Raw genomic sequence first — 18,617 nt, 5'->3', positions numbered from 1 at the left:
GTTGTTCTTTAAGCGTTTTGCTGGTGTACTCACTACAAACGAATTGCGAATCGAATCAATGTGAAACGGAAAGGTACAATCTCCCTTTTTTTAGTGTTAACATCGCTCAACCGGGTGGAAGGTGAGAGGTTAATGTCTTTCATTTGTGTACCTGATTGCGAACCAATTTAGCATTTGTTGGCTAGATGGTTTCGCAATGAACTGTTAATAAACAAATTTTTCTTTGTATGTGATCTTTCGTGTGGGTCACCACTGCAAATAAGGATATAAAATGCCTGTTATAACTCTTCCTGATGGCAGCCAACGCCATTACGATCACGCTGTAAGCCCCATGGATGTTGCGCTGGACATTGGTCCAGGTCTGGCGAAAGCCTGTATCGCAGGGCGCGTTAATGGCGAACTGGTTGATGCTTGCGATCTGATTGAAAACGACGCACAACTGTCGATCATTACCGCCAAAGACGAAGAAGGTCTGGAGATCATTCGTCACTCCTGTGCGCACCTGTTAGGGCACGCGATTAAACAACTTTGGCCGCATACCAAAATGGCAATCGGCCCGGTTATTGACAACGGTTTTTATTACGACGTTGATCTTGACCGCACGTTAACCCAGGAAGATGTCGAAGCACTCGAGAAGCGGATGCATGAGCTTGCTGAGAAAAACTACGACGTCATTAAGAAGAAAGTCAGCTGGCACGAAGCGCGTGAAACTTTCGCCAACCGTGGGGAGAGCTACAAAGTCTCCATTCTTGACGAAAACATCGCCCATGATGACAAGCCAGGTCTGTACTTCCATGAAGAATATGTCGATATGTGCCGCGGTCCGCACGTACCGAACATGCGTTTCTGCCATCATTTCAAACTAATGAAAACGGCAGGGGCTTACTGGCGTGGCGACAGCAACAACAAAATGTTGCAACGTATTTACGGTACGGCGTGGGCAGACAAAAAAGCACTTAACGCTTACCTGCAGCGCCTGGAAGAAGCCGCGAAACGCGACCACCGTAAAATCGGTAAACAGCTCGACCTGTACCATATGCAGGAAGAAGCGCCGGGTATGGTATTCTGGCACAACGACGGCTGGACCATCTTCCGTGAACTGGAAGTGTTTGTTCGTTCTAAACTGAAAGAGTACCAGTATCAGGAAGTTAAAGGTCCGTTCATGATGGACCGTGTCCTGTGGGAAAAAACCGGTCACTGGGACAACTACAAAGATGCAATGTTCACCACGTCTTCTGAGAACCGTGAATACTGCATTAAGCCGATGAACTGCCCGGGTCACGTACAAATTTTCAACCAGGGGCTGAAGTCTTATCGCGATCTGCCGCTGCGTATGGCCGAGTTTGGTAGCTGCCACCGTAACGAGCCGTCAGGTTCGCTGCATGGCCTGATGCGCGTGCGTGGTTTTACCCAGGATGACGCGCATATCTTCTGTACTGAAGAACAAATTCGCGATGAAGTTAACGGATGTATCCGTTTAGTCTATGATATGTACAGCACTTTTGGCTTCGAGAAGATTGTCGTCAAACTCTCCACTCGTCCTGAAAAACGTATTGGCAGTGACGAAATGTGGGATCGTGCTGAGGCGGACCTGGCGGTTGCGCTGGAAGAAAACAACATCCCGTTTGAATATCAACTGGGTGAAGGCGCTTTCTACGGTCCGAAAATTGAATTTACCCTGTATGACTGCCTCGATCGTGCATGGCAGTGCGGTACAGTACAGCTGGACTTCTCCTTGCCGTCTCGTCTGAGCGCCTCCTATGTGGGCGAAGACAACGAGCGTAAGGTACCGGTAATGATTCACCGCGCAATTCTTGGGTCGATGGAACGTTTCATCGGTATCCTGACCGAAGAATTCGCTGGTTTCTTCCCGACCTGGCTTGCGCCGGTTCAGGTTGTTATCATGAATATTACCGATTCACAGTCTGATTACGTTAACGAATTGACGCAAAAACTATCAAATGCGGGCATTCGTGTTAAAGCAGACTTGAGAAATGAGAAGATTGGCTTTAAAATCCGCGAGCACACTTTGCGTCGCGTCCCATATATGCTGGTCTGTGGTGATAAAGAGGTGGAATCAGGCAAAGTTGCCGTTCGCACCCGCCGTGGTAAAGACCTGGGAAGCATGGACGTAAATGAAGTGATCGAGAAGCTGCAACAAGAGATTCGCAGCCGCAGTCTTAAACAATTGGAGGAATAAGGTATTAAAGGCGGAAAACGAGTTCAAACGGCGCGCCCTAACCGTATCAATGGCGAAATTCGCGCCCAGGAAGTTCGCTTAACAGGTCTGGAAGGCGAGCAGCTTGGTATTGTGAGTCTGAGAGAAGCTCTGGAGAAAGCAGAAGAAGCCGGAGTAGACTTAGTCGAGATCAGCCCTAACGCCGAGCCGCCGGTTTGTCGTATAATGGATTACGGCAAATTCCTCTATGAAAAGAGCAAGTCTTCTAAGGAACAGAAGAAAAAGCAAAAAGTTATCCAGGTTAAGGAAATTAAATTCCGTCCTGGTACAGATGAAGGCGACTATCAGGTAAAACTCCGCAGCCTGATTCGCTTTCTCGAAGAGGGTGATAAAGCCAAAATCACGCTGCGTTTCCGCGGTCGTGAGATGGCGCACCAGCAAATCGGTATGGAAGTGCTTAATCGCGTGAAAGACGATTTGCAAGAACTGGCAGTGGTCGAATCCTTCCCAACGAAGATCGAAGGCCGCCAGATGATCATGGTGCTCGCTCCTAAGAAGAAACAGTAAGGCCTTCAAGCAGCACTGTCTGTGGAGCCTTCGGGCTTCACAGGCTTTGTTCGCCTTTGTTTCGTTTATTAACAATGCGAAGTGGAAGTTATTAAAATGCCAAAAATTAAGACCGTACGCGGTGCTGCTAAGCGCTTCAAAAAAACCGGTAAAGGTGGTTTTAAGCACAAGCACGCTAACCTGCGTCACATTCTGACCAAAAAAGCGACCAAACGTAAACGTCACCTGCGTCCGAAAGCCATGGTTTCCAAAGGCGATCTGGGCCTGGTAATCGCGTGCCTGCCGTACGCATAAGCCGTTAACGTTTTTAACTTTTTAATTAGAATATAGATACAGGAGAGCACATATGGCTCGCGTAAAACGTGGTGTTATTGCACGCGCACGTCACAAGAAAATTTTGAAACAAGCTAAAGGCTACTACGGTGCGCGTTCTCGCGTATACCGCGTTGCCTTCCAGGCTGTTATCAAAGCTGGTCAGTATGCTTACCGTGACCGTCGTCAACGTAAGCGTCAGTTCCGTCAACTGTGGATTGCGCGTATCAACGCAGCAGCACGTCAGAACGGTATTTCTTACAGCAAATTCATCAATGGCCTGAAAAAAGCCTCTGTTGAAATCGACCGTAAGATCCTGGCTGATATCGCAGTATTCGACAAAGTAGCGTTCACCGCTCTGGTTGAAAAAGCGAAAGCAGCTCTGGCATAAGCCAGTTGAAAGAGGGAGCTAGTCTCCCTCTTTTCGTTTCAACGCCATCAAAACATTGACTTTTATCGCCGTAGCCTTTTCAATAAAGGTCTTTTGAAGAGTACCAAAAGGTAACGCAAGCAATGAATGCTGCTATTTTCCGCTTCTTTTTTTACTTTAGCACCTGAATCCAGGAGGCTAGCGCGTGAGAAGAGAAACGGAAAACAGCGCCTGAAAGCCTCCCAGTGGAGGCTTTTTTTGTATGCGCGTTTTGAAAAATAAAAAGCCAGTCTATCAGGCGTAATTGTCGCAGCCAGTCTGGATACGGCCAGTGCGGAGAAACCGGAGCGTACTTAAGTACGTGAGGATTTCGAGCACTGCCCGGGACCAAAATGGCAAGTAAAATAGCCTGATGGGATAGGCTCTAAGTCCAACGAACCAGTGTCACCACTGACACAATGAGGAAAACCATGTCACATCTCGCAGAACTGGTTGCCAGTGCGAAGGCGGCCATTAGCCAGGCGTCAGATGTTGCCGCGTTAGATAATGTGCGCGTCGAATATTTGGGTAAAAAAGGGCACTTAACCCTTCAGATGACGACCCTGCGTGAGCTGCCGCCAGAAGAGCGTCCGGCAGCCGGTGCGGTTATCAACGAAGCGAAAGAGCAGGTTCAGCAGGCGCTGAATGCGCGTAAAGCGGAACTGGAAAGCGCTGCACTGAATGCGCGTCTGGCGGCGGAAACGATTGATGTCTCTCTGCCAGGTCGTCGCATTGAAAACGGCGGTCTGCATCCGGTTACCCGTACCATCGACCGTATCGAAAGTTTCTTCGGTGAGCTTGGCTTTACCGTGGCAACCGGGCCGGAAATCGAAGACGATTATCATAACTTCGATGCTCTGAACATTCCTGGTCACCACCCGGCGCGCGCTGACCACGACACTTTCTGGTTTGACGCTACCCGCCTGCTGCGTACCCAGACCTCTGGCGTACAGATCCGCACCATGAAAGCCCAGCAGCCACCGATTCGTATCATCGCGCCTGGCCGTGTTTATCGTAACGACTACGACCAGACTCACACGCCGATGTTCCATCAGATGGAAGGTCTGATTGTTGATACCAACATCAGCTTTACCAACCTGAAAGGCACGCTGCACGACTTCCTGCGTAACTTCTTTGAGGAAGATTTGCAGATTCGCTTCCGTCCTTCCTACTTCCCGTTTACCGAACCTTCTGCAGAAGTGGATGTCATGGGTAAAAACGGTAAATGGCTGGAAGTGCTGGGCTGCGGGATGGTGCATCCGAACGTGCTGCGTAACGTTGGCATCGACCCGGAAGTTTACTCTGGTTTCGCCTTCGGGATGGGGATGGAGCGTCTGACTATGTTGCGTTACGGCGTCACCGACCTGCGTTCATTCTTCGAAAACGATCTGCGTTTCCTCAAACAGTTTAAATAAGGCAGGAATAGATTATGAAATTCAGTGAACTGTGGTTACGCGAATGGGTGAACCCGGCGATTGATAGCGACGCGCTGGCAAATCAAATCACGATGGCGGGCCTGGAAGTTGATGGTGTTGAACCGGTTGCCGGTAGCTTCCACGGCGTGGTCGTTGGTGAAGTGGTTGAGTGTGCGCAGCATCCGAACGCTGACAAACTGCGTGTGACAAAAGTGAATGTCGGCGGCGATCGCCTGCTGGACATCGTCTGCGGTGCGCCAAACTGCCGTCAGGGCCTGCGTGTGGCGGTAGCGACCATTGGTGCTGTTCTGCCGGGTGATTTCAAAATTAAAGCGGCGAAACTGCGCGGCGAACCGTCTGAAGGGATGCTGTGCTCCTTTTCTGAGCTGGGAATTTCTGACGACCATAACGGCATTATCGAACTGCCTGCAGATGCGCCGATTGGCACTGACATCCGCGAATACCTGAAACTCGATGACAACACCATCGAAATCAGCGTAACGCCAAACCGTGCCGACTGTTTAGGTATCATTGGTGTTGCGCGTGACGTTGCCGTGCTGAATCAGCTGCCGCTGGTTGAACCGGAAATCGTTCCGGTTGGTGCGACCATCGACGACACGCTGCCGATTACAGTCGAAGCGCCGGAAGCCTGCCCGCGTTATCTTGGCCGTGTGGTAAAAGGCATTAACGTTAAAGCGCCAACTCCGCTGTGGATGAAAGAAAAACTGCGTCGTTGCGGGATCCGTTCTATCGATGCAGTTGTTGACGTCACCAACTATGTGCTGCTCGAACTGGGCCAGCCGATGCACGCTTTCGATAAAGATCGCATTGAAGGCGGCATTGTGGTGCGGATGGCGAAAGAGGGTGAAACGCTGGTGCTGCTTGATGGCACTGAAGCGAAGCTGAATGCTGACACCCTGGTTATCGCCGACCACAACAAGGCGCTGGCGATGGGCGGCATTTTTGGTGGCGAACACTCTGGCGTGAATGACGAAACGCAAAACGTCCTGCTGGAATGCGCTTTCTTCAGCCCGCTGTCTATCACCGGTCGTGCTCGTCGTCATGGCCTGCATACTGATGCGTCTCACCGTTATGAGCGTGGCGTTGATCCGGCACTGCAGTACAAAGCGATGGAACGTGCGACCCGTCTGCTGATCGACATCTGCGGTGGTGAGGCTGGTCCGGTAATTGATATCACCAACGAAGCAACGCTGCCGAAGCGTGCAACCATCACTTTACGTCGTAGCAAACTGGATCGCCTGATCGGCCATCATATTGCGGATGAGCAGGTAACTGACATTCTGCGTCGTCTCGGCTGCGAAGTGACCGAAGGCAAAGACGAGTGGCAGGCAGTTGCGCCGAGCTGGCGTTTCGACATGGAGATTGAAGAAGATCTGGTCGAAGAAGTCGCGCGTGTTTACGGCTACAACAACATCCCGGATGAGCCGGTACAGGCAAGCCTGATTATGGGTACTCACCGTGAAGCTGACCTGTCGCTCAAGCGCGTGAAAACGCTGCTCAACGACAAAGGCTATCAGGAAGTGATCACCTATAGCTTCGTTGATCCGAAAGTGCAGCAGATGATCCATCCAGGGGTTGAAGCCTTACTGCTGCCAAGCCCGATCTCTGTTGAAATGTCAGCAATGCGTCTTTCTCTGTGGACCGGCCTGCTGGCAACCGTGGTGTACAACCAGAACCGTCAGCAGAACCGTGTGCGCATTTTCGAAAGCGGTCTGCGTTTTGTACCAGATACTCAGGCACCGTTGGGCATTCGTCAGGATCTGATGTTAGCCGGTGTGATTTGCGGTAACCGTTACGAAGAGCACTGGAACCTGGCAAAAGAGACCGTTGATTTCTATGATTTGAAAGGCGATCTTGAATCCGTTCTCGACCTGACCGGTAAACTGAATGAGGTTGAGTTCCGTGCAGAAGCGAATCCGGCACTGCATCCGGGGCAATCCGCAGCGATTTATCTGAAAGGTGAACGTATTGGTTTTGTTGGGGTTGTTCATCCTGAACTGGAACGTAAACTGGATCTTAACGGTCGCACTCTGGTGTTCGAACTGGAGTGGAACAAGCTCGCAGACCGCGTGGTGCCTCAGGCGCGCGAGATTTCTCGCTTCCCGGCGAACCGTCGTGACATCGCGGTGGTGGTCGCAGAAAACGTTCCCGCAGCGGATATTTTATCCGAATGTAAGAAAGTTGGCGTAAATCAGGTAGTTGGCGTAAACTTATTTGACGTGTACCGCGGTAAGGGTGTTGCGGAGGGGTATAAGAGCCTCGCCATAAGCCTGATCCTGCAAGATACCAGCCGTACACTCGAAGAAGAGGAGATTGCCGCTACCGTCGCCAAATGTGTAGAGGCATTAAAAGAGCGATTCCAGGCATCATTGAGGGATTGAACCTATGGCGCTTACAAAAGCTGAAATGTCAGAATATCTGTTTGATAAGCTTGGGCTTAGCAAGCGGGATGCCAAAGAACTGGTTGAACTGTTTTTCGAAGAGATCCGTCGCGCTCTGGAAAACGGCGAACAGGTGAAACTCTCTGGTTTTGGTAACTTCGATCTGCGTGATAAGAATCAACGCCCGGGACGTAACCCGAAAACGGGCGAGGATATTCCCATTACAGCACGGCGCGTGGTGACCTTCAGACCCGGGCAGAAGTTAAAAAGCCGGGTCGAAAACGCTTCGCCCAAAGACGAGTAATCTGATCTAACTAAAAAGGCCGCTCTGCGGCCTTTTTTCTTTTCACTGTCGAAGAGTCACCGTAAAATCAACGCCATGACACTTCAGCAGAACGGATACCATGCTGACACTTGCCCGCCAACAACAGCGACAAAATATTCGCTGGTTATTATGCCTGTCAGTTTTGATGCTGCTGGCGCTTCTCTTAAGCCTTTGCGCCGGTGAACAATGGATTTCGCCAGGTGACTGGTTTTCTCCTCGTGGCGAACTGTTCGTCTGGCAAATTCGCCTGCCACGTACGCTGGCTGTATTGCTGGTTGGTGCGGCGCTGGCTATATCCGGCGCTGTAATGCAGGCGTTGTTTGAAAATCCTCTGGCAGAACCTGGACTACTTGGCGTCTCTAACGGCGCAGGCGTGGGGCTTATCGCCGCGGTATTGCTTGGGCAAGGGCAACTCCCCAACTGGGCGCTAGGGCTGTGTGCGATTGCTGGCGCGCTTATCATCACTTTAATACTCTTACGTTTCGCCCGTCGTCATCTTTCGACCAGTCGGTTATTGCTGGCTGGCGTTGCATTAGGGATTATCTGTAGCGCACTAATGACGTGGGCTATCTACTTTTCCACCTCCGTTGATTTACGTCAGCTGATGTACTGGATGATGGGCGGTTTTGGCGGCGTAGACTGGCGGCAAAGCTGGCTGATGCTGGCATTGATCCCCGTGTTGTTGTGGATCTGTTGTCAGTCCAGGCCGATGAATATGTTAGCACTTGGCGAGATCTCGGCGCGGCAACTGGGTTTACCCCTGTGGTTCTGGCGCAATGTGCTGGTGGCAGCGACCGGCTGGATGGTTGGCGTCAGTGTGGCGCTGGCGGGTGCTATCGGCTTTATTGGTCTGGTGATCCCACATATTATTCGGTTGTGTGGTTTAACCGATCATCGCGTATTACTTCCCGGCTGCGCGCTGGCAGGGGCGAGCGCATTGCTGCTGGCCGATATTGTAGCGCGCCTGGCATTAGCTGCCGCAGAGCTGCCTATTGGCGTGGTCACCGCAACGTTGGGTGCGCCGGTGTTTATCTGGTTATTGTTAAAAGCAGGACGTTAGCCGCAAAAAGACGGTCTATGATTAAAAGCTAAGATTTTTACTGACCACACCCAGGAGAAACGATGCAAGATTCCATTCTGACGACCGTAGTGAAAGATATCGACGGTGAAGTGACCACGCTGGAGAAGTACGCCGGTAATGTGCTGTTGATTGTCAATGTCGCCTCAAAGTGTGGCTTAACGCCGCAATATGAGCAGTTGGAGAATATTCAGAAAGCCTGGGCCGATCGAGGTTTTGTGGTGCTGGGATTCCCGTGCAACCAGTTTCTGGAACAAGAACCGGGCAGCGATGAAGAGATTAAAACTTACTGTACCACCACATGGGGGGTGACGTTCCCGATGTTCAGTAAGATTGAAGTTAATGGCGAAGGACGCCATCCGCTGTATCAAAAATTGATTGCCGCAGCGCCGACCGCAGTCGCGCCGGAAGAGAGCGGATTCTATGCCCGTATGGTCAGCAAAGGTCGTGCACCGCTGTACCCTGATGATATTTTATGGAATTTTGAGAAATTTTTAGTTGGCAGGGACGGATTGGTCATCCAGCGTTTTTCCCCGGATATGACGCCGGAAGATCCCATTGTGATGGAAAGCATTAAACTGGCGTTGGCAAAATAATGTCTATTGTGATGCAGTTACAGGATGTTGCGGAATCTACCCGCCTGGGGCCGCTTTCTGGCGAGGTTCGGGCTGGGGAGATCCTGCACCTGGTGGGGCCGAATGGCGCGGGTAAGAGTACCTTACTGGCGCGAATGGCCGGAATGACCAGCGGTAAGGGAAGCATTCAGTTCGCGGGGCAACCACTGGAAGCATGGTCCGCAACAAAACTCGCGCTGCATCGCGCCTATCTTTCACAACAGCAGACGCCGCCGTTTGCAATGCCGGTCTGGCACTACCTGACACTGCATCAGCACGATAAAACGCGTACCGAACTACTGAATGATGTCGCAGGGGCGCTGGCTCTTGATGACAAACTCGGACGTAGCACCAATCAACTTTCCGGCGGTGAATGGCAACGCGTACGTCTTGCTGCGGTGGTGCTGCAAATCACACCACAAGCCAATCCCGCAGGCCAATTGCTGCTTCTTGATGAGCCGATGAACAGTCTTGATGTTGCGCAACAAAGTGCGTTAGACAAAATTCTGAGCGCGCTGTGTCAGCAAGGACTGGCGATTGTGATGAGCAGTCACGATCTCAACCACACATTGCGTCATGCGCATCGGGCGTGGTTGCTAAAAGGTGGAAAAATGCTGGCCAGTGGACGCAGAGAAGAGGTGCTCACGCCGCCAAATCTGGCGCAGGCCTATGGGATGAATTTTCGCCGTCTGGATATCGAAGGTCACAGAATGCTGATTTCGACCATCTGATTTCATTAGTATCTTGAAAATCGGGTAATTACGACGCTAAATTAATGCAAGAATAAAAAACAGAGGAACCGTACGGAATGCGTTTCTGCCTTATTTTGATCACAGCACTGTTTCTGGCCGGGTGTAGCCACCATAAAGCACCGCCGCCAAATGCCAGACTTTCTGATTCGATTACCGTTATTGCCGGTTTGAACGACCAGCTACAAAGCTGGCATGGCACGCCGTATCGTTATGGTGGCATGACGCGGCGCGGTGTGGACTGTTCGGGATTTGTGGTTGTGACGATGCGCGATCGTTTCGATTTGCAGCTGCCCCGAGAAACCAAAGAACAAGCCTCTATCGGCACGCAAATTGATAAAGACGAGTTGCTGCCTGGTGACCTGGTCTTTTTCAAAACGGGTTCCGGACAAAATGGTTTGCATGTAGGTATTTACGATACCAACAACCAATTTATCCACGCCTCTACCAGCAAGGGAGTGATGCGTTCCTCACTTGATAATGTCTATTGGCAGAAAAATTTCTGGCAGGCGAGACGAATCTAGTATGTCGAAAATTGGACGGCGATGATACATCGCCGTCCATTTACTCCAGAATACAGTAGTATTTTGCAGACAAAAATTCCGTAAATGGATTATTCGTTTATAATCAGGATAATCTAAAAAAAGGACCCCTGAAAAAGTGGTTAACATGGAACAAATGAAAGTTACTCCTTCTGTAATTGTTATGTCTTATGGCCTCATCCCTTTTAGCCGGATACTGAAAAACATCCTTCGAGAGGGACGGTTACCATGAAGATTTTTTTGGAGAATCTTTATCATTCTGATTGCTATTTCCTGCCGATAAGAGATAACCAGCAAGTCCTTGTCGGCGTTGAGTTAATTACCCATTTCTCCAGTGAAGATGGCACGGTGCGTATCCCGACGAGTCGGGTTATAGCGCAACTTACCGAGGAGCAACATTGGCAATTATTTTCAGAGCAGTTGGAATTACTAAAATCATGCCAACATTTTTTTATTCAACATAAACTCTTTGCCTGGCTTAATTTAACGCCACAAGTGGCTACATTATTATTAGACAGGGATAATTACGCAGGCGAACTATTAAAATATCCGTTTATTGAACTGTTGATTAATGAGAATTACCCGCATCTCAATGAAGGAAAAGATAATCGCGGTCTTTTATCCTTATCGCAAGTGTATCCCCTTGTGTTAGGTAATTTGGGAGCAGGCAATAGCACAATGAAAGCGGTTTTTGATGGTCTTTTCACCCGCGTCATGCTGGATAAAAGTTTTATTCAGCAACAAATCACGCACCGCTCCTTCGAACCGTTTATTCGTGCGATCCAGGCGCAAATTTCCCCTTGTTGCAATTGCATCATCGCGGGGGGCATTGATACGGCAGAAATATTGGCACAGATTACCCCCTTCGATTTCCATGCTCTCCAGGGATGCCTGTGGCCTGCCGTTCCTATAAATCAGATAACGACGTTGGTTCAGCGATAACCCTCCTGTTTGCTGGTGTTTAAGACGAGAGTAACCGTCTACACTATCAAACAGGAGGATCTATGACCCTGTCTTTTATTACCCGCTGGCGCGATGAATTGCCAGCAACCTATACAGCACTTTCCCCTACGCCTTTAAATAATGCCCGGCTGATTTGGCATAATACCGAACTCGCTAACACGCTGAGTATTCCATCGTCGCTGTTTAAAAATGCCGCAGGTGTCTGGGGCGGCGAAACCCTACTGCCTGGTATGTCACCACTGGCGCAGGTTTACAGTGGTCATCAGTTCGGCGTCTGGGCGGGCCAACTGGGTGATGGGCGCGGCATTTTACTTGGCGAACAACTGCTTGCTGATGGCACTACAATGGACTGGCATCTGAAAGGTGCTGGCCTGACGCCTTATTCGCGAATGGGTGATGGACGGGCGGTTTTACGTTCGACGATACGAGAAAGTCTCGCCAGTGAGGCGATGCATTATCTGGGTATTCCGACGACCCGCGCGTTAAGTATCGTCACCAGCGATTCGCCAGTGTATCGGGAAACGGTGGAGCCAGGCGCGATGCTGATGCGTGTGGCACCAAGTCATCTTCGCTTTGGTCATTTCGAACATTTTTACTACCGCCGAGAGTCGGAAAAGGTTCGTCAGTTAGCTGACTTTGCTATTCGTCATTACTGGTCACATCTTGAAGATGATGAGGACAAATACCGTCTCTGGTTTAACGATGTTGTCGCACGTACCGCATCGCTAATTGCCCAATGGCAGACGGTCGGCTTTGCACATGGGGTGATGAATACCGACAACATGTCGCTGCTGGGGCTGACGCTTGATTACGGGCCGTTTGGTTTTCTTGATGATTACGAACCCGGTTTTATTTGTAATCACTCGGATCATCAAGGGCGTTATAGCTTTGATAATCAACCTGCTGTCGCGTTGTGGAATTTACAGCGTCTGGCGCAGACATTGTCACCATTTGTTGCCGTAGATGCCCTGAATGAGGCCCTGGACAGCTATCAGCAGGTTTTGTTGACGCATTATGGACAACGGATGCGGCAGAAACTGGGCTTCATGACGGAGCAAAAAGAGGATAACGCGCTACTGAATGAATTATTCAGTCTGATGGCGCGAGAGCGCAGCGATTATACCCGCACATTTCGCATGCTGAGTCTGACCGAGCAGCACAGCGCGGCGTCACCGCTACGTGATGAGTTTATTGATCGTGCGGCATTTGATGACTGGTTTGCCCGTTATCGAGGGCGTTTGCAACAAGACGAGGTTAGCGATAGTGAGCGTCAGCAGTTGATGCAAAGCGTTAACCCCGCTCTGGTATTGCGCAACTGGTTGGCGCAACGGGCGATTGAAGCGGCAGAAAAGGGTGATATGACGGAATTGCACCGCCTGCATGGGGCGTTGCGAAATCCTTTCAGCGACAGAGATGATGACTATGTCAGTCGTCCACCTGACTGGGGTAAACGGCTGGAAGTCAGCTGCTCGAGTTAAAGGCTACTTGGTCAACAGCAGCTTGCCAGCCTGAGTTTTACGGAGCAGATATTCTTGCCCGTCATGATCGATAATCAGTTTGCCATCCGGACCTAACAGTGTCTGGCTGGAAATTCGCCGAATAGGCTGCGGGGAAGCGGTCTTGTGATTGGCATCCGTTTCAGGCGTGAGTTTTCTGCTATCCGTATAACGCATAAAAATTAATAATAATTGATATAACAATGATTCTTATTATCAATATTATGGCTGACCAGAGCAAGCAGTAATGTGTTGAGAAGACAACAAGTTGCGCAGAAATGCCCATCCCGTCAGGAATGGGCACGCATTCAGAAGCGGGTATCTACCGCAGAGGCGAGTTTTTCGACCAGGCGTTCGGTATCTTCCCAGCCCAGACACGGGTCGGTAATGGATTGACCGTAAGTGAGCGGCTGACTGCCGACGATTTTTTGCGTTCCTTCGCGCAGGAAACTTTCCGCCATAATTCCAGCAATCGCCGTAGAGCCATTGCGAATTTGCTGACAAATATCCTCACAAACTTCTAACTGGCGACGGTGCTGCTTCTGGCAGTTACCGTGGCTGAAATCCACCACCAGATGTTCAGGTAAATCAAACTCGTGCAGCGTATCGCAGGCTGCGGCGATATCATCGGCATGATAATTCGGTTTTTTGCCGCCACGCATAATAATGTGGCCATACGGGTTGCCGCTGGTCTGATAGATGGTCATCTGACCATTTTTGTCTGGCGAGAGGAACATATGGCTGGCGCGGGCTGCGCGGATAGCATCCACAGCAATCCGCGTGTTGCCATCGGTACCATTTTTAAAACCTACCGGACAGGAGAGTGCCGAAGCCATTTCACGGTGGATCTGACTTTCGGTAGTACGTGCGCCAATCGCGCCCCAACTGATTAAATCAGCAATAAACTGACCGGTCACCATATCGAGGAACTCGGTCGCGGTTGGGACGCCCAGCTCATTTACCTGTAAAAGTAATTTGCGCGCCAGCTCCAGACCGTGATTTACCCGATAGCTGCCGTTTAAATCTGGATCGGAGATTAGTCCTTTCCAGCCGACAACAGTTCGTGGTTTTTCAAAATAGGTGCGCATTACGATTTCCAGCCGTGACTGGTACTGGTTGCGCAGCGACTGCAGACGGGTGGCGTACTCCATTGCAGCGGTGAGATCGTGGATCGAGCAGGGGCCAATAATGACCAACAGTCGCTTATCTTCACCATTCAGTATTTTTTCAATTCTGCGGCGGGAGTCGGTGACATGGGTGGCGACTCCAGGCGTTACGGGATACCGTAGCGCGAGTTCGGCGGGCGTTACCAGGCTCTCAATACGCGCAGTACGGAGTTCGTCAGTTCTGTTCATTACAAGTCTCAGAAATTTGTTGCTTCTACGGCAGGACTGCCGGGAAGTGATGCGCATCACGATAAACCAATCGCTGCTGATTTCAAGTGCGAGGTGTGTCACACCTCGCCGGGTGGTTAGCATGATAACAAAAAAATAAGCTAATGCACTAGTTCTCTAGTACATTCGGCGACTAAGGCCCATGATATCGAGGATCTTGGTGGCAATCTCTTCTACCGAATAATTGGTACTGTTAATCCACGGGATCTGATTTTTACGGTACAAGGCTTCCACTTCCGCGACTTCCATCCTGCACTGACGAAGCGAGGCATAGCGACTGTTCTCCCGACGTTCCTCGCGAATCGCCGCCAGACGTTCCGGGTCGATAGTCAGGCCGAACAATTTATGCTGAAGCGGTTTGAGCGACGCGGGTAGCACCAGATTATCCATATCGTCGGCAATAAAGGGGTAGTTTGCCGCGCGGATACCAAACTGCATTGCCAGATACAGACTGGTGGGGGTTTTACCACAGCGAGAAACACCGAGCAGGATCACCTGAGCCTGGTCCAGATTGCGCAACGAAATGCCGTCATCGTGGGCGAGGGTGTAATCAATCGCCGCAATGCGCGCATCATATTTATTGAGATTATTAGGGTTAAGGCCATGGGTACGATGAGCAATCGGCGTTGGATCCAGTTTCATCTCTTGTTGTAGCGGGGCAACCAGCGCCTGAACGATATCCTGGCAAAAACCTTCACTTTGCAAGATGATGGCGCGAATCTCCGGCAACACGATGGAGTAGAAGACCAGCGGGCGCACGCCTGTCTGGTGATAAATTGCGTCAATCTGATCCTTCACTGCCCGTGCACGGCTCTCATTTTCGACAAACGGCAGCGTGATGCTGCTGATAGTGACGGGAAATTGTGACATTACTGCGTGTCCTAATACCTCCGCAGTTATTGCCGTACCATCAGAAATATAAAAAACGTGGCGATCAACAGCATTATCCATTTTGTTCTTCCCGTGATGCAGACATAATTCTATGAAAGCATAAATTAAAAACGCACAGAAGCGTAGAACGTTATGTCTGGTTTATAAAATGAACCTTCAATTTTATTTTTTATGAAAACAGCATTTCATTTTTATGGTTTCGTTTATACCGATGGTTTATGTGGAAATTGTCGAAGAGAGCAGGTTTGCGCAACGCTGGGATCAGTCTTAAAAAGTAAAAAAATATATTTGCTTGAACGATTCACCGTTTTTTTCATCCGGTTAAATATGCAAAGATAAATGCGCAGAAATGTGTTTCTCAAACCGTTCATTTATCACAAAAGGATTGTTCGATGTCCAACAATGGCTCGTCACCGCTGGTGCTTTGGTATAACCAACTCGGCATGAATGATGTAGACAGGGTTGGGGGCAAAAATGCCTCCCTGGGTGAAATGATTACTAACCTTTCCGGAATGGGTGTTTCCGTTCCGAATGGTTTCGCCACAACCGCCGACGCGTTTAACCAGTTTCTGGACCAAAGCGGCGTAAACCAGCGCATTTATGAACTGCTGGATAAAACGGATATTGACGATGTTACTCAGCTTGCGAAAGCGGGCACGCAAATCCGCCAGTGGATTATCGACACTCCCTTCCAGCCTGAGCTGGAAAACGCCATCCGCGAAGCCTATGCACAGCTTTCCGCCGATGACGAAAACGCCTCTTTTGCGGTGCGCTCCTCCGCCACCGCAGAAGATATGCCGGACGCTTCTTTTGCCGGTCAGCAGGAAACCTTCCTCAACGTTCAGGGTTTTGACGCCGTTCTCGTGGCAGTGAAACATGTATTTGCTTCTCTGTTTAACGATCGCGCCATCTCTTATCGTGTGCACCAGGGTTACGATCACCGTGGTGTGGCGCTCTCCGCTGGTGTTCAACGGATGGTGCGCTCTGACCTCGCATCATCTGGCGTGATGTTCTCCATTGATACCGAATCCGGCTTTGACCAGGTGGTGTTTATCACTTCCGCATGGGGCCTTGGTGAGATGGTCGTGCAGGGTGCGGTTAACCCGGATGAGTTTTACGTGCATAAACCGACACTGGCGGCGAATCGCCCGGCTATCGTGCGCCGCACCATGGGGTCGAAAAAAATCCGCATGGTTTACGCGCCGACCCAGGAGCACGGCAAGCAGGTTAAAATCGAAGACGTACCGCAGGAACAGCGTGACATCTTCTCGCTGACCAACGAAGAAGTGCAGGAACTGGCAAAACAGGCCGTACAAATTGAGAAACACTACGGTCGCCCGATGGATATTGAGTGGGCGAAAGATGGCCACACCGGCAAACTGTTCATTGTGCAGGCGCGTCCGGAAACCGTGCGCTCACGCGGTCAGGTCATGGAGCGTTATACGCTGCATTCACAGGGTAAGATTATCGCCGAAGGCCGTGCTATCGGTCATCGCATCGGTGCGGGTCCGGTGAAAGTCATCCATGACATCAGCGAAATGAACCGCATCGAACCTGGTGACGTGCTGGTCACTGACATGACCGACCCGGACTGGGAACCGATCATGAAGAAAGCATCTGCCATCGTCACCAACCGTGGCGGTCGTACCTGTCACGCGGCGATCATCGCTCGTGAACTGGGCATTCCGGCGGTAGTGGGCTGTGGTGATGCAACAGAACGGATGAAAGACGGTGAGAACGTCACTGTTTCTTGTGCCGAAGGTGATACCGGTTACGTCTATGCGGAGTTGCTGGAATTTAGCGTGAAAAGCTCCAGCGTAGAAACGATGCCGGATCTGCCGTTGAAAGTGATGATGAACGTCGGTAACCCGGACCGAGCTTTCGACTTCGCCTGTCTGCCGAACGAAGGCGTGGGACTTGCGCGTCTGGAATTTATCATCAACCGTATGATTGGCGTCCACCCACGCGCACTGCTTGAGTTTGACGATCAGGAACCGCAGTTGCAAAACGAAATCCGCGAGATGATGAAAGGTTTTGATTCTCCGCGTGAATTTTACGTTGGTCGTCTGACTGAAGGGATCGCGACGCTGGGTGCCGCGTTTTATCCGAAGCGCGTCATTGTCCGGCTCTCTGATTTTAAATCGAACGAATATGCCAACCTGGTCGGTGGTGAGCGTTACGAGCCAGATGAAGAGAACCCGATGCTCGGCTTCCGTGGCGCGGGCCGCTATGTTTCCGACAGCTTCCGCGACTGTTTCGCGCTGGAGTGCGAAGCAGTGAAACGTGTGCGCAACGACATGGGGCTGACCAACGTTGAGATCATGATCCCGTTCGTGCGTACCGTAGATCAGGCGAAAGCGGTGGTTGAGGAACTGGCGCGTCAGGGGCTGAAGCGTGGTGAGAACGGGCTGAAAATCATCATGATGTGTGAAATCCCGTCCAACGCCTTGCTGGCCGAGCAGTTCCTCGAATATTTCGACGGCTTCTCAATTGGCTCAAACGATATGACGCAGCTGGCGCTCGGTCTGGATCGTGACTCCGGCGTGGTGTCTGAATTGTTCGATGAGCGCAACGATGCGGTGAAAGCACTGCTGTCGATGGCGATTCGTGCCGCGAAGAAACAGGGCAAATATGTCGGGATTTGCGGTCAGGGTCCGTCCGACCACGAAGATTTTGCCGCATGGTTGATGGAAGAGGGGATCGATAGCCTGTCTCTGAATCCGGACACCGTGGTGCAAACCTGGTTAAGCCTGGCTGAACTGAAGAAATAAAATAAATACCCGGCGGCGTTTTGTCGCCGGGGTTATGTGACCCCCGAAGATGAAACTTATTCAATCTCTTCACAGACATCCTGCGTTAATCGCCGCATAATATCTTTTCTTAACAAAAACTTTTGTATTTTACCTGAGGCAGTGCGCGGTAGTTTTTCGATTACCACGATATGTTCAGGGTATTTATATTTTGCGACCCGTTTACGGCTAAAAAAAGCCACTACATCTTCCAGCGATAATGAATGATGCGGTGCTTTCAGCACGACATAAGCGCATGAACGTTCACCTAAGCGTTCATCGGGCATTGCAACCACACAAGCATCGTGAATTTTAGGATGCTGTAATAAAATATCTTCCACTTCACGGCTGCTAATATTTTCGCCGCCGCGGACAATAATATCTTTCTTGCGCCCGGTTATTTTTATATAGCCAGCTTCGGTAATGACTCCAACTTATTGATAGTGTTTTATGTTCAGATAATGCCCGATGACTTTGTCATGCAGCTCCACC

The 18,617-nt window shown here is 50.5% G+C and carries 19 protein-coding genes, 1 pseudogene and 1 other annotated feature; of the genes and pseudogenes, 15 read left to right on the top strand and 5 right to left on the bottom strand.

Annotated elements, in window-relative coordinates; all coding sequences use genetic code 11:
• Positions 1 to 271 precede the first annotated feature (271 nt).
• The 14 genes from thrS (at position 272) to selO (ending at position 13,033) form a co-directional block, all read left to right on the top strand.
• Positions 272 to 2,200, top strand: coding sequence for a threonine--tRNA ligase (gene thrS / locus OQV04_RS17070; protein WP_001144199.1), 1,929 nt, complete (start codon positions 272 to 274; stop codon positions 2,198 to 2,200).
• A gap of 3 nt (positions 2,201 to 2,203) precedes the next feature.
• Complete coding sequence (gene infC / locus OQV04_RS17065; protein ID WP_001700733.1) at positions 2,204 to 2,746, top strand: translation initiation factor IF-3; 543 nt, start codon at positions 2,204 to 2,206, stop codon at positions 2,744 to 2,746.
• Between the two features lie 96 nt (positions 2,747 to 2,842).
• Complete coding sequence (gene rpmI, locus OQV04_RS17060) at positions 2,843 to 3,040, top strand: 50S ribosomal protein L35 (RefSeq protein WP_001124225.1); 198 nt, start codon at positions 2,843 to 2,845, stop codon at positions 3,038 to 3,040.
• A 52-nt stretch (positions 3,041 to 3,092) separates the two neighbouring features.
• On the top strand, positions 3,093 to 3,449 hold the full coding sequence (rplT, locus tag OQV04_RS17055; RefSeq protein WP_000124850.1) for a 50S ribosomal protein L20: 357 nt from the start codon (positions 3,093 to 3,095) through the stop codon (positions 3,447 to 3,449).
• 116 nt (positions 3,450 to 3,565) lie between these two features.
• Positions 3,566 to 3,690: a sequence feature (Phe leader region), on the top strand.
• Entirely contained in the window at positions 3,572 to 3,616 is a 45-nt protein-coding gene (pheM, locus tag OQV04_RS17050) for a pheST operon leader peptide PheM (protein WP_001386830.1), read from the top strand. (Overlaps the previous feature by 45 nt.)
• Before the next feature lie 208 nt (positions 3,691 to 3,898).
• Positions 3,899 to 4,882 carry a phenylalanine--tRNA ligase subunit alpha gene (gene pheS, locus OQV04_RS17045; RefSeq protein ID WP_000018588.1) on the top strand — a complete coding sequence of 328 codons (984 nt, stop codon included), beginning with the start codon at positions 3,899 to 3,901 and terminating at the stop codon, positions 4,880 to 4,882.
• Positions 4,883 to 4,896: 14 nt separating this feature from the next.
• Positions 4,897 to 7,284, top strand: a complete 2,388-nt coding sequence (gene pheT / locus OQV04_RS17040) for a phenylalanine--tRNA ligase subunit beta (RefSeq protein WP_000672328.1) — start codon at positions 4,897 to 4,899, stop codon at positions 7,282 to 7,284.
• 4 nt (positions 7,285 to 7,288) lie between these two features.
• A complete protein-coding gene (gene ihfA, locus OQV04_RS17035; protein WP_001229265.1) occupies positions 7,289 to 7,588 on the top strand; it encodes an integration host factor subunit alpha in 300 nt (99 codons plus the stop codon).
• 100 nt (positions 7,589 to 7,688) lie between these two features.
• A complete protein-coding gene (gene btuC, locus OQV04_RS17030) occupies positions 7,689 to 8,669 on the top strand; it encodes a vitamin B12 ABC transporter permease BtuC (protein WP_000956515.1) in 981 nt (326 codons plus the stop codon).
• Between the two features lie 62 nt (positions 8,670 to 8,731).
• Positions 8,732 to 9,283, top strand: a complete 552-nt coding sequence (gene btuE / locus OQV04_RS17025; RefSeq protein ID WP_001154187.1) for a bifunctional thioredoxin/glutathione peroxidase — start codon at positions 8,732 to 8,734, stop codon at positions 9,281 to 9,283.
• Entirely contained in the window at positions 9,283 to 10,032 is a 750-nt protein-coding gene (gene btuD, locus OQV04_RS17020) for a vitamin B12 ABC transporter ATP-binding protein BtuD (protein ID WP_000029466.1), read from the top strand. The genes btuE and btuD overlap by 1 nt, the downstream gene beginning before the upstream one ends.
• A gap of 77 nt (positions 10,033 to 10,109) precedes the next feature.
• Positions 10,110 to 10,574, top strand: a complete 465-nt coding sequence (locus OQV04_RS17015; protein WP_001209780.1) for an NlpC/P60 family protein — start codon at positions 10,110 to 10,112, stop codon at positions 10,572 to 10,574.
• 246 nt (positions 10,575 to 10,820) lie between these two features.
• A complete protein-coding gene (ydiV, locus tag OQV04_RS17010) occupies positions 10,821 to 11,534 on the top strand; it encodes an anti-FlhDC factor (RefSeq protein ID WP_032280974.1) in 714 nt (237 codons plus the stop codon).
• 62 nt (positions 11,535 to 11,596) lie between these two features.
• The gene (selO, locus tag OQV04_RS17005) at positions 11,597 to 13,033 is read left to right on the top strand and encodes a protein adenylyltransferase SelO (RefSeq protein ID WP_032280973.1); all 1,437 of its coding nucleotides are present in this window, start codon (positions 11,597 to 11,599) and stop codon (positions 13,031 to 13,033) included.
• A 3-nt stretch (positions 13,034 to 13,036) separates the two neighbouring features.
• On the opposite strand, the gene hemP is transcribed toward selO, so the two are convergent.
• The 3 genes from hemP to ppsR all read right to left on the bottom strand — a co-directional run bounded on the left by hemP (position 13,037) and on the right by ppsR (position 15,396).
• Positions 13,037 to 13,228 (bottom strand): hemin uptake protein HemP, encoded by a 192-nt coding sequence (hemP, locus tag OQV04_RS17000; RefSeq protein WP_001270809.1) that lies wholly within the window; start codon positions 13,226 to 13,228, stop codon positions 13,037 to 13,039.
• Between the two features lie 131 nt (positions 13,229 to 13,359).
• Complete coding sequence (gene aroH, locus OQV04_RS16995) at positions 13,360 to 14,406, bottom strand: 3-deoxy-7-phosphoheptulonate synthase AroH (RefSeq protein ID WP_001082229.1); 1,047 nt, start codon at positions 14,404 to 14,406, stop codon at positions 13,360 to 13,362.
• Between the two features lie 156 nt (positions 14,407 to 14,562).
• The gene (gene ppsR, locus OQV04_RS16990; protein ID WP_000368046.1) at positions 14,563 to 15,396 is read right to left on the bottom strand and encodes a posphoenolpyruvate synthetase regulatory kinase/phosphorylase PpsR; all 834 of its coding nucleotides are present in this window, start codon (positions 15,394 to 15,396) and stop codon (positions 14,563 to 14,565) included.
• A gap of 332 nt (positions 15,397 to 15,728) precedes the next feature.
• Here ppsR and ppsA point away from each other — a divergent pair, with 332 nt between their 5' ends.
• A complete protein-coding gene (gene ppsA / locus OQV04_RS16985) occupies positions 15,729 to 18,107 on the top strand; it encodes a phosphoenolpyruvate synthase (RefSeq protein ID WP_032280970.1) in 2,379 nt (792 codons plus the stop codon).
• Positions 18,108 to 18,163: 56 nt separating this feature from the next.
• On the opposite strand, the pseudogene OQV04_RS16980 reads toward ppsA, so the two are convergent.
• A pseudogene (locus tag OQV04_RS16980) lies at positions 18,164 to 18,544 on the bottom strand (AMP-binding enzyme); the annotation flags it as partial.
• 15 nt (positions 18,545 to 18,559) lie between these two features.
• Positions 18,560 to 18,616, bottom strand: a complete 57-nt coding sequence (locus tag OQV04_RS25135; protein WP_003032489.1) for an IS1 family transposase — start codon at positions 18,614 to 18,616, stop codon at positions 18,560 to 18,562.
• Position 18,617: the final 1 nt, after the last annotated feature.

The sequence above is a fragment of the Escherichia sp. Lx600-2 genome, assembly GCF_036662595.1.
In the GTDB taxonomy this organism is placed as follows: Bacteria; Pseudomonadota; Gammaproteobacteria; order Enterobacterales; family Enterobacteriaceae; genus Escherichia; species Escherichia coli.
Note: the sequence above shows the minus strand (reverse complement) of the source record. Positions and strands in the feature narration are given on the sequence as shown.

Coding starts and splice junctions, on each gene's coding strand:
- pheS (WP_000018588.1), top strand. CDS start 3,899: ATGTCACATCTCGCAGAACTGGTTGCCAGTGCGAAGGCGGCCATTAGC.
- pheT (WP_000672328.1), top strand. CDS start 4,897: ATGAAATTCAGTGAACTGTGGTTACGCGAATGGGTGAACCCGGCGATT.
- btuC (WP_000956515.1), top strand. CDS start 7,689: ATGCTGACACTTGCCCGCCAACAACAGCGACAAAATATTCGCTGGTTA.
- ppsR (WP_000368046.1), bottom strand. CDS start 15,396: ATGGATAATGCTGTTGATCGCCACGTTTTTTATATTTCTGATGGTACG.
- rpmI (WP_001124225.1), top strand. CDS start 2,843: ATGCCAAAAATTAAGACCGTACGCGGTGCTGCTAAGCGCTTCAAAAAA.
- thrS (WP_001144199.1), top strand. CDS start 272: ATGCCTGTTATAACTCTTCCTGATGGCAGCCAACGCCATTACGATCAC.
- ydiV (WP_032280974.1), top strand. CDS start 10,821: ATGAAGATTTTTTTGGAGAATCTTTATCATTCTGATTGCTATTTCCTG.
- aroH (WP_001082229.1), bottom strand. CDS start 14,406: ATGAACAGAACTGACGAACTCCGTACTGCGCGTATTGAGAGCCTGGTA.
- OQV04_RS17015 (WP_001209780.1), top strand. CDS start 10,110: ATGCGTTTCTGCCTTATTTTGATCACAGCACTGTTTCTGGCCGGGTGT.
- ihfA (WP_001229265.1), top strand. CDS start 7,289: ATGGCGCTTACAAAAGCTGAAATGTCAGAATATCTGTTTGATAAGCTT.
- btuE (WP_001154187.1), top strand. CDS start 8,732: ATGCAAGATTCCATTCTGACGACCGTAGTGAAAGATATCGACGGTGAA.
- selO (WP_032280973.1), top strand. CDS start 11,597: ATGACCCTGTCTTTTATTACCCGCTGGCGCGATGAATTGCCAGCAACC.
- btuD (WP_000029466.1), top strand. CDS start 9,283: ATGTCTATTGTGATGCAGTTACAGGATGTTGCGGAATCTACCCGCCTG.
- rplT (WP_000124850.1), top strand. CDS start 3,093: ATGGCTCGCGTAAAACGTGGTGTTATTGCACGCGCACGTCACAAGAAA.
- hemP (WP_001270809.1), bottom strand. CDS start 13,228: ATGCGTTATACGGATAGCAGAAAACTCACGCCTGAAACGGATGCCAAT.
- ppsA (WP_032280970.1), top strand. CDS start 15,729: ATGTCCAACAATGGCTCGTCACCGCTGGTGCTTTGGTATAACCAACTC.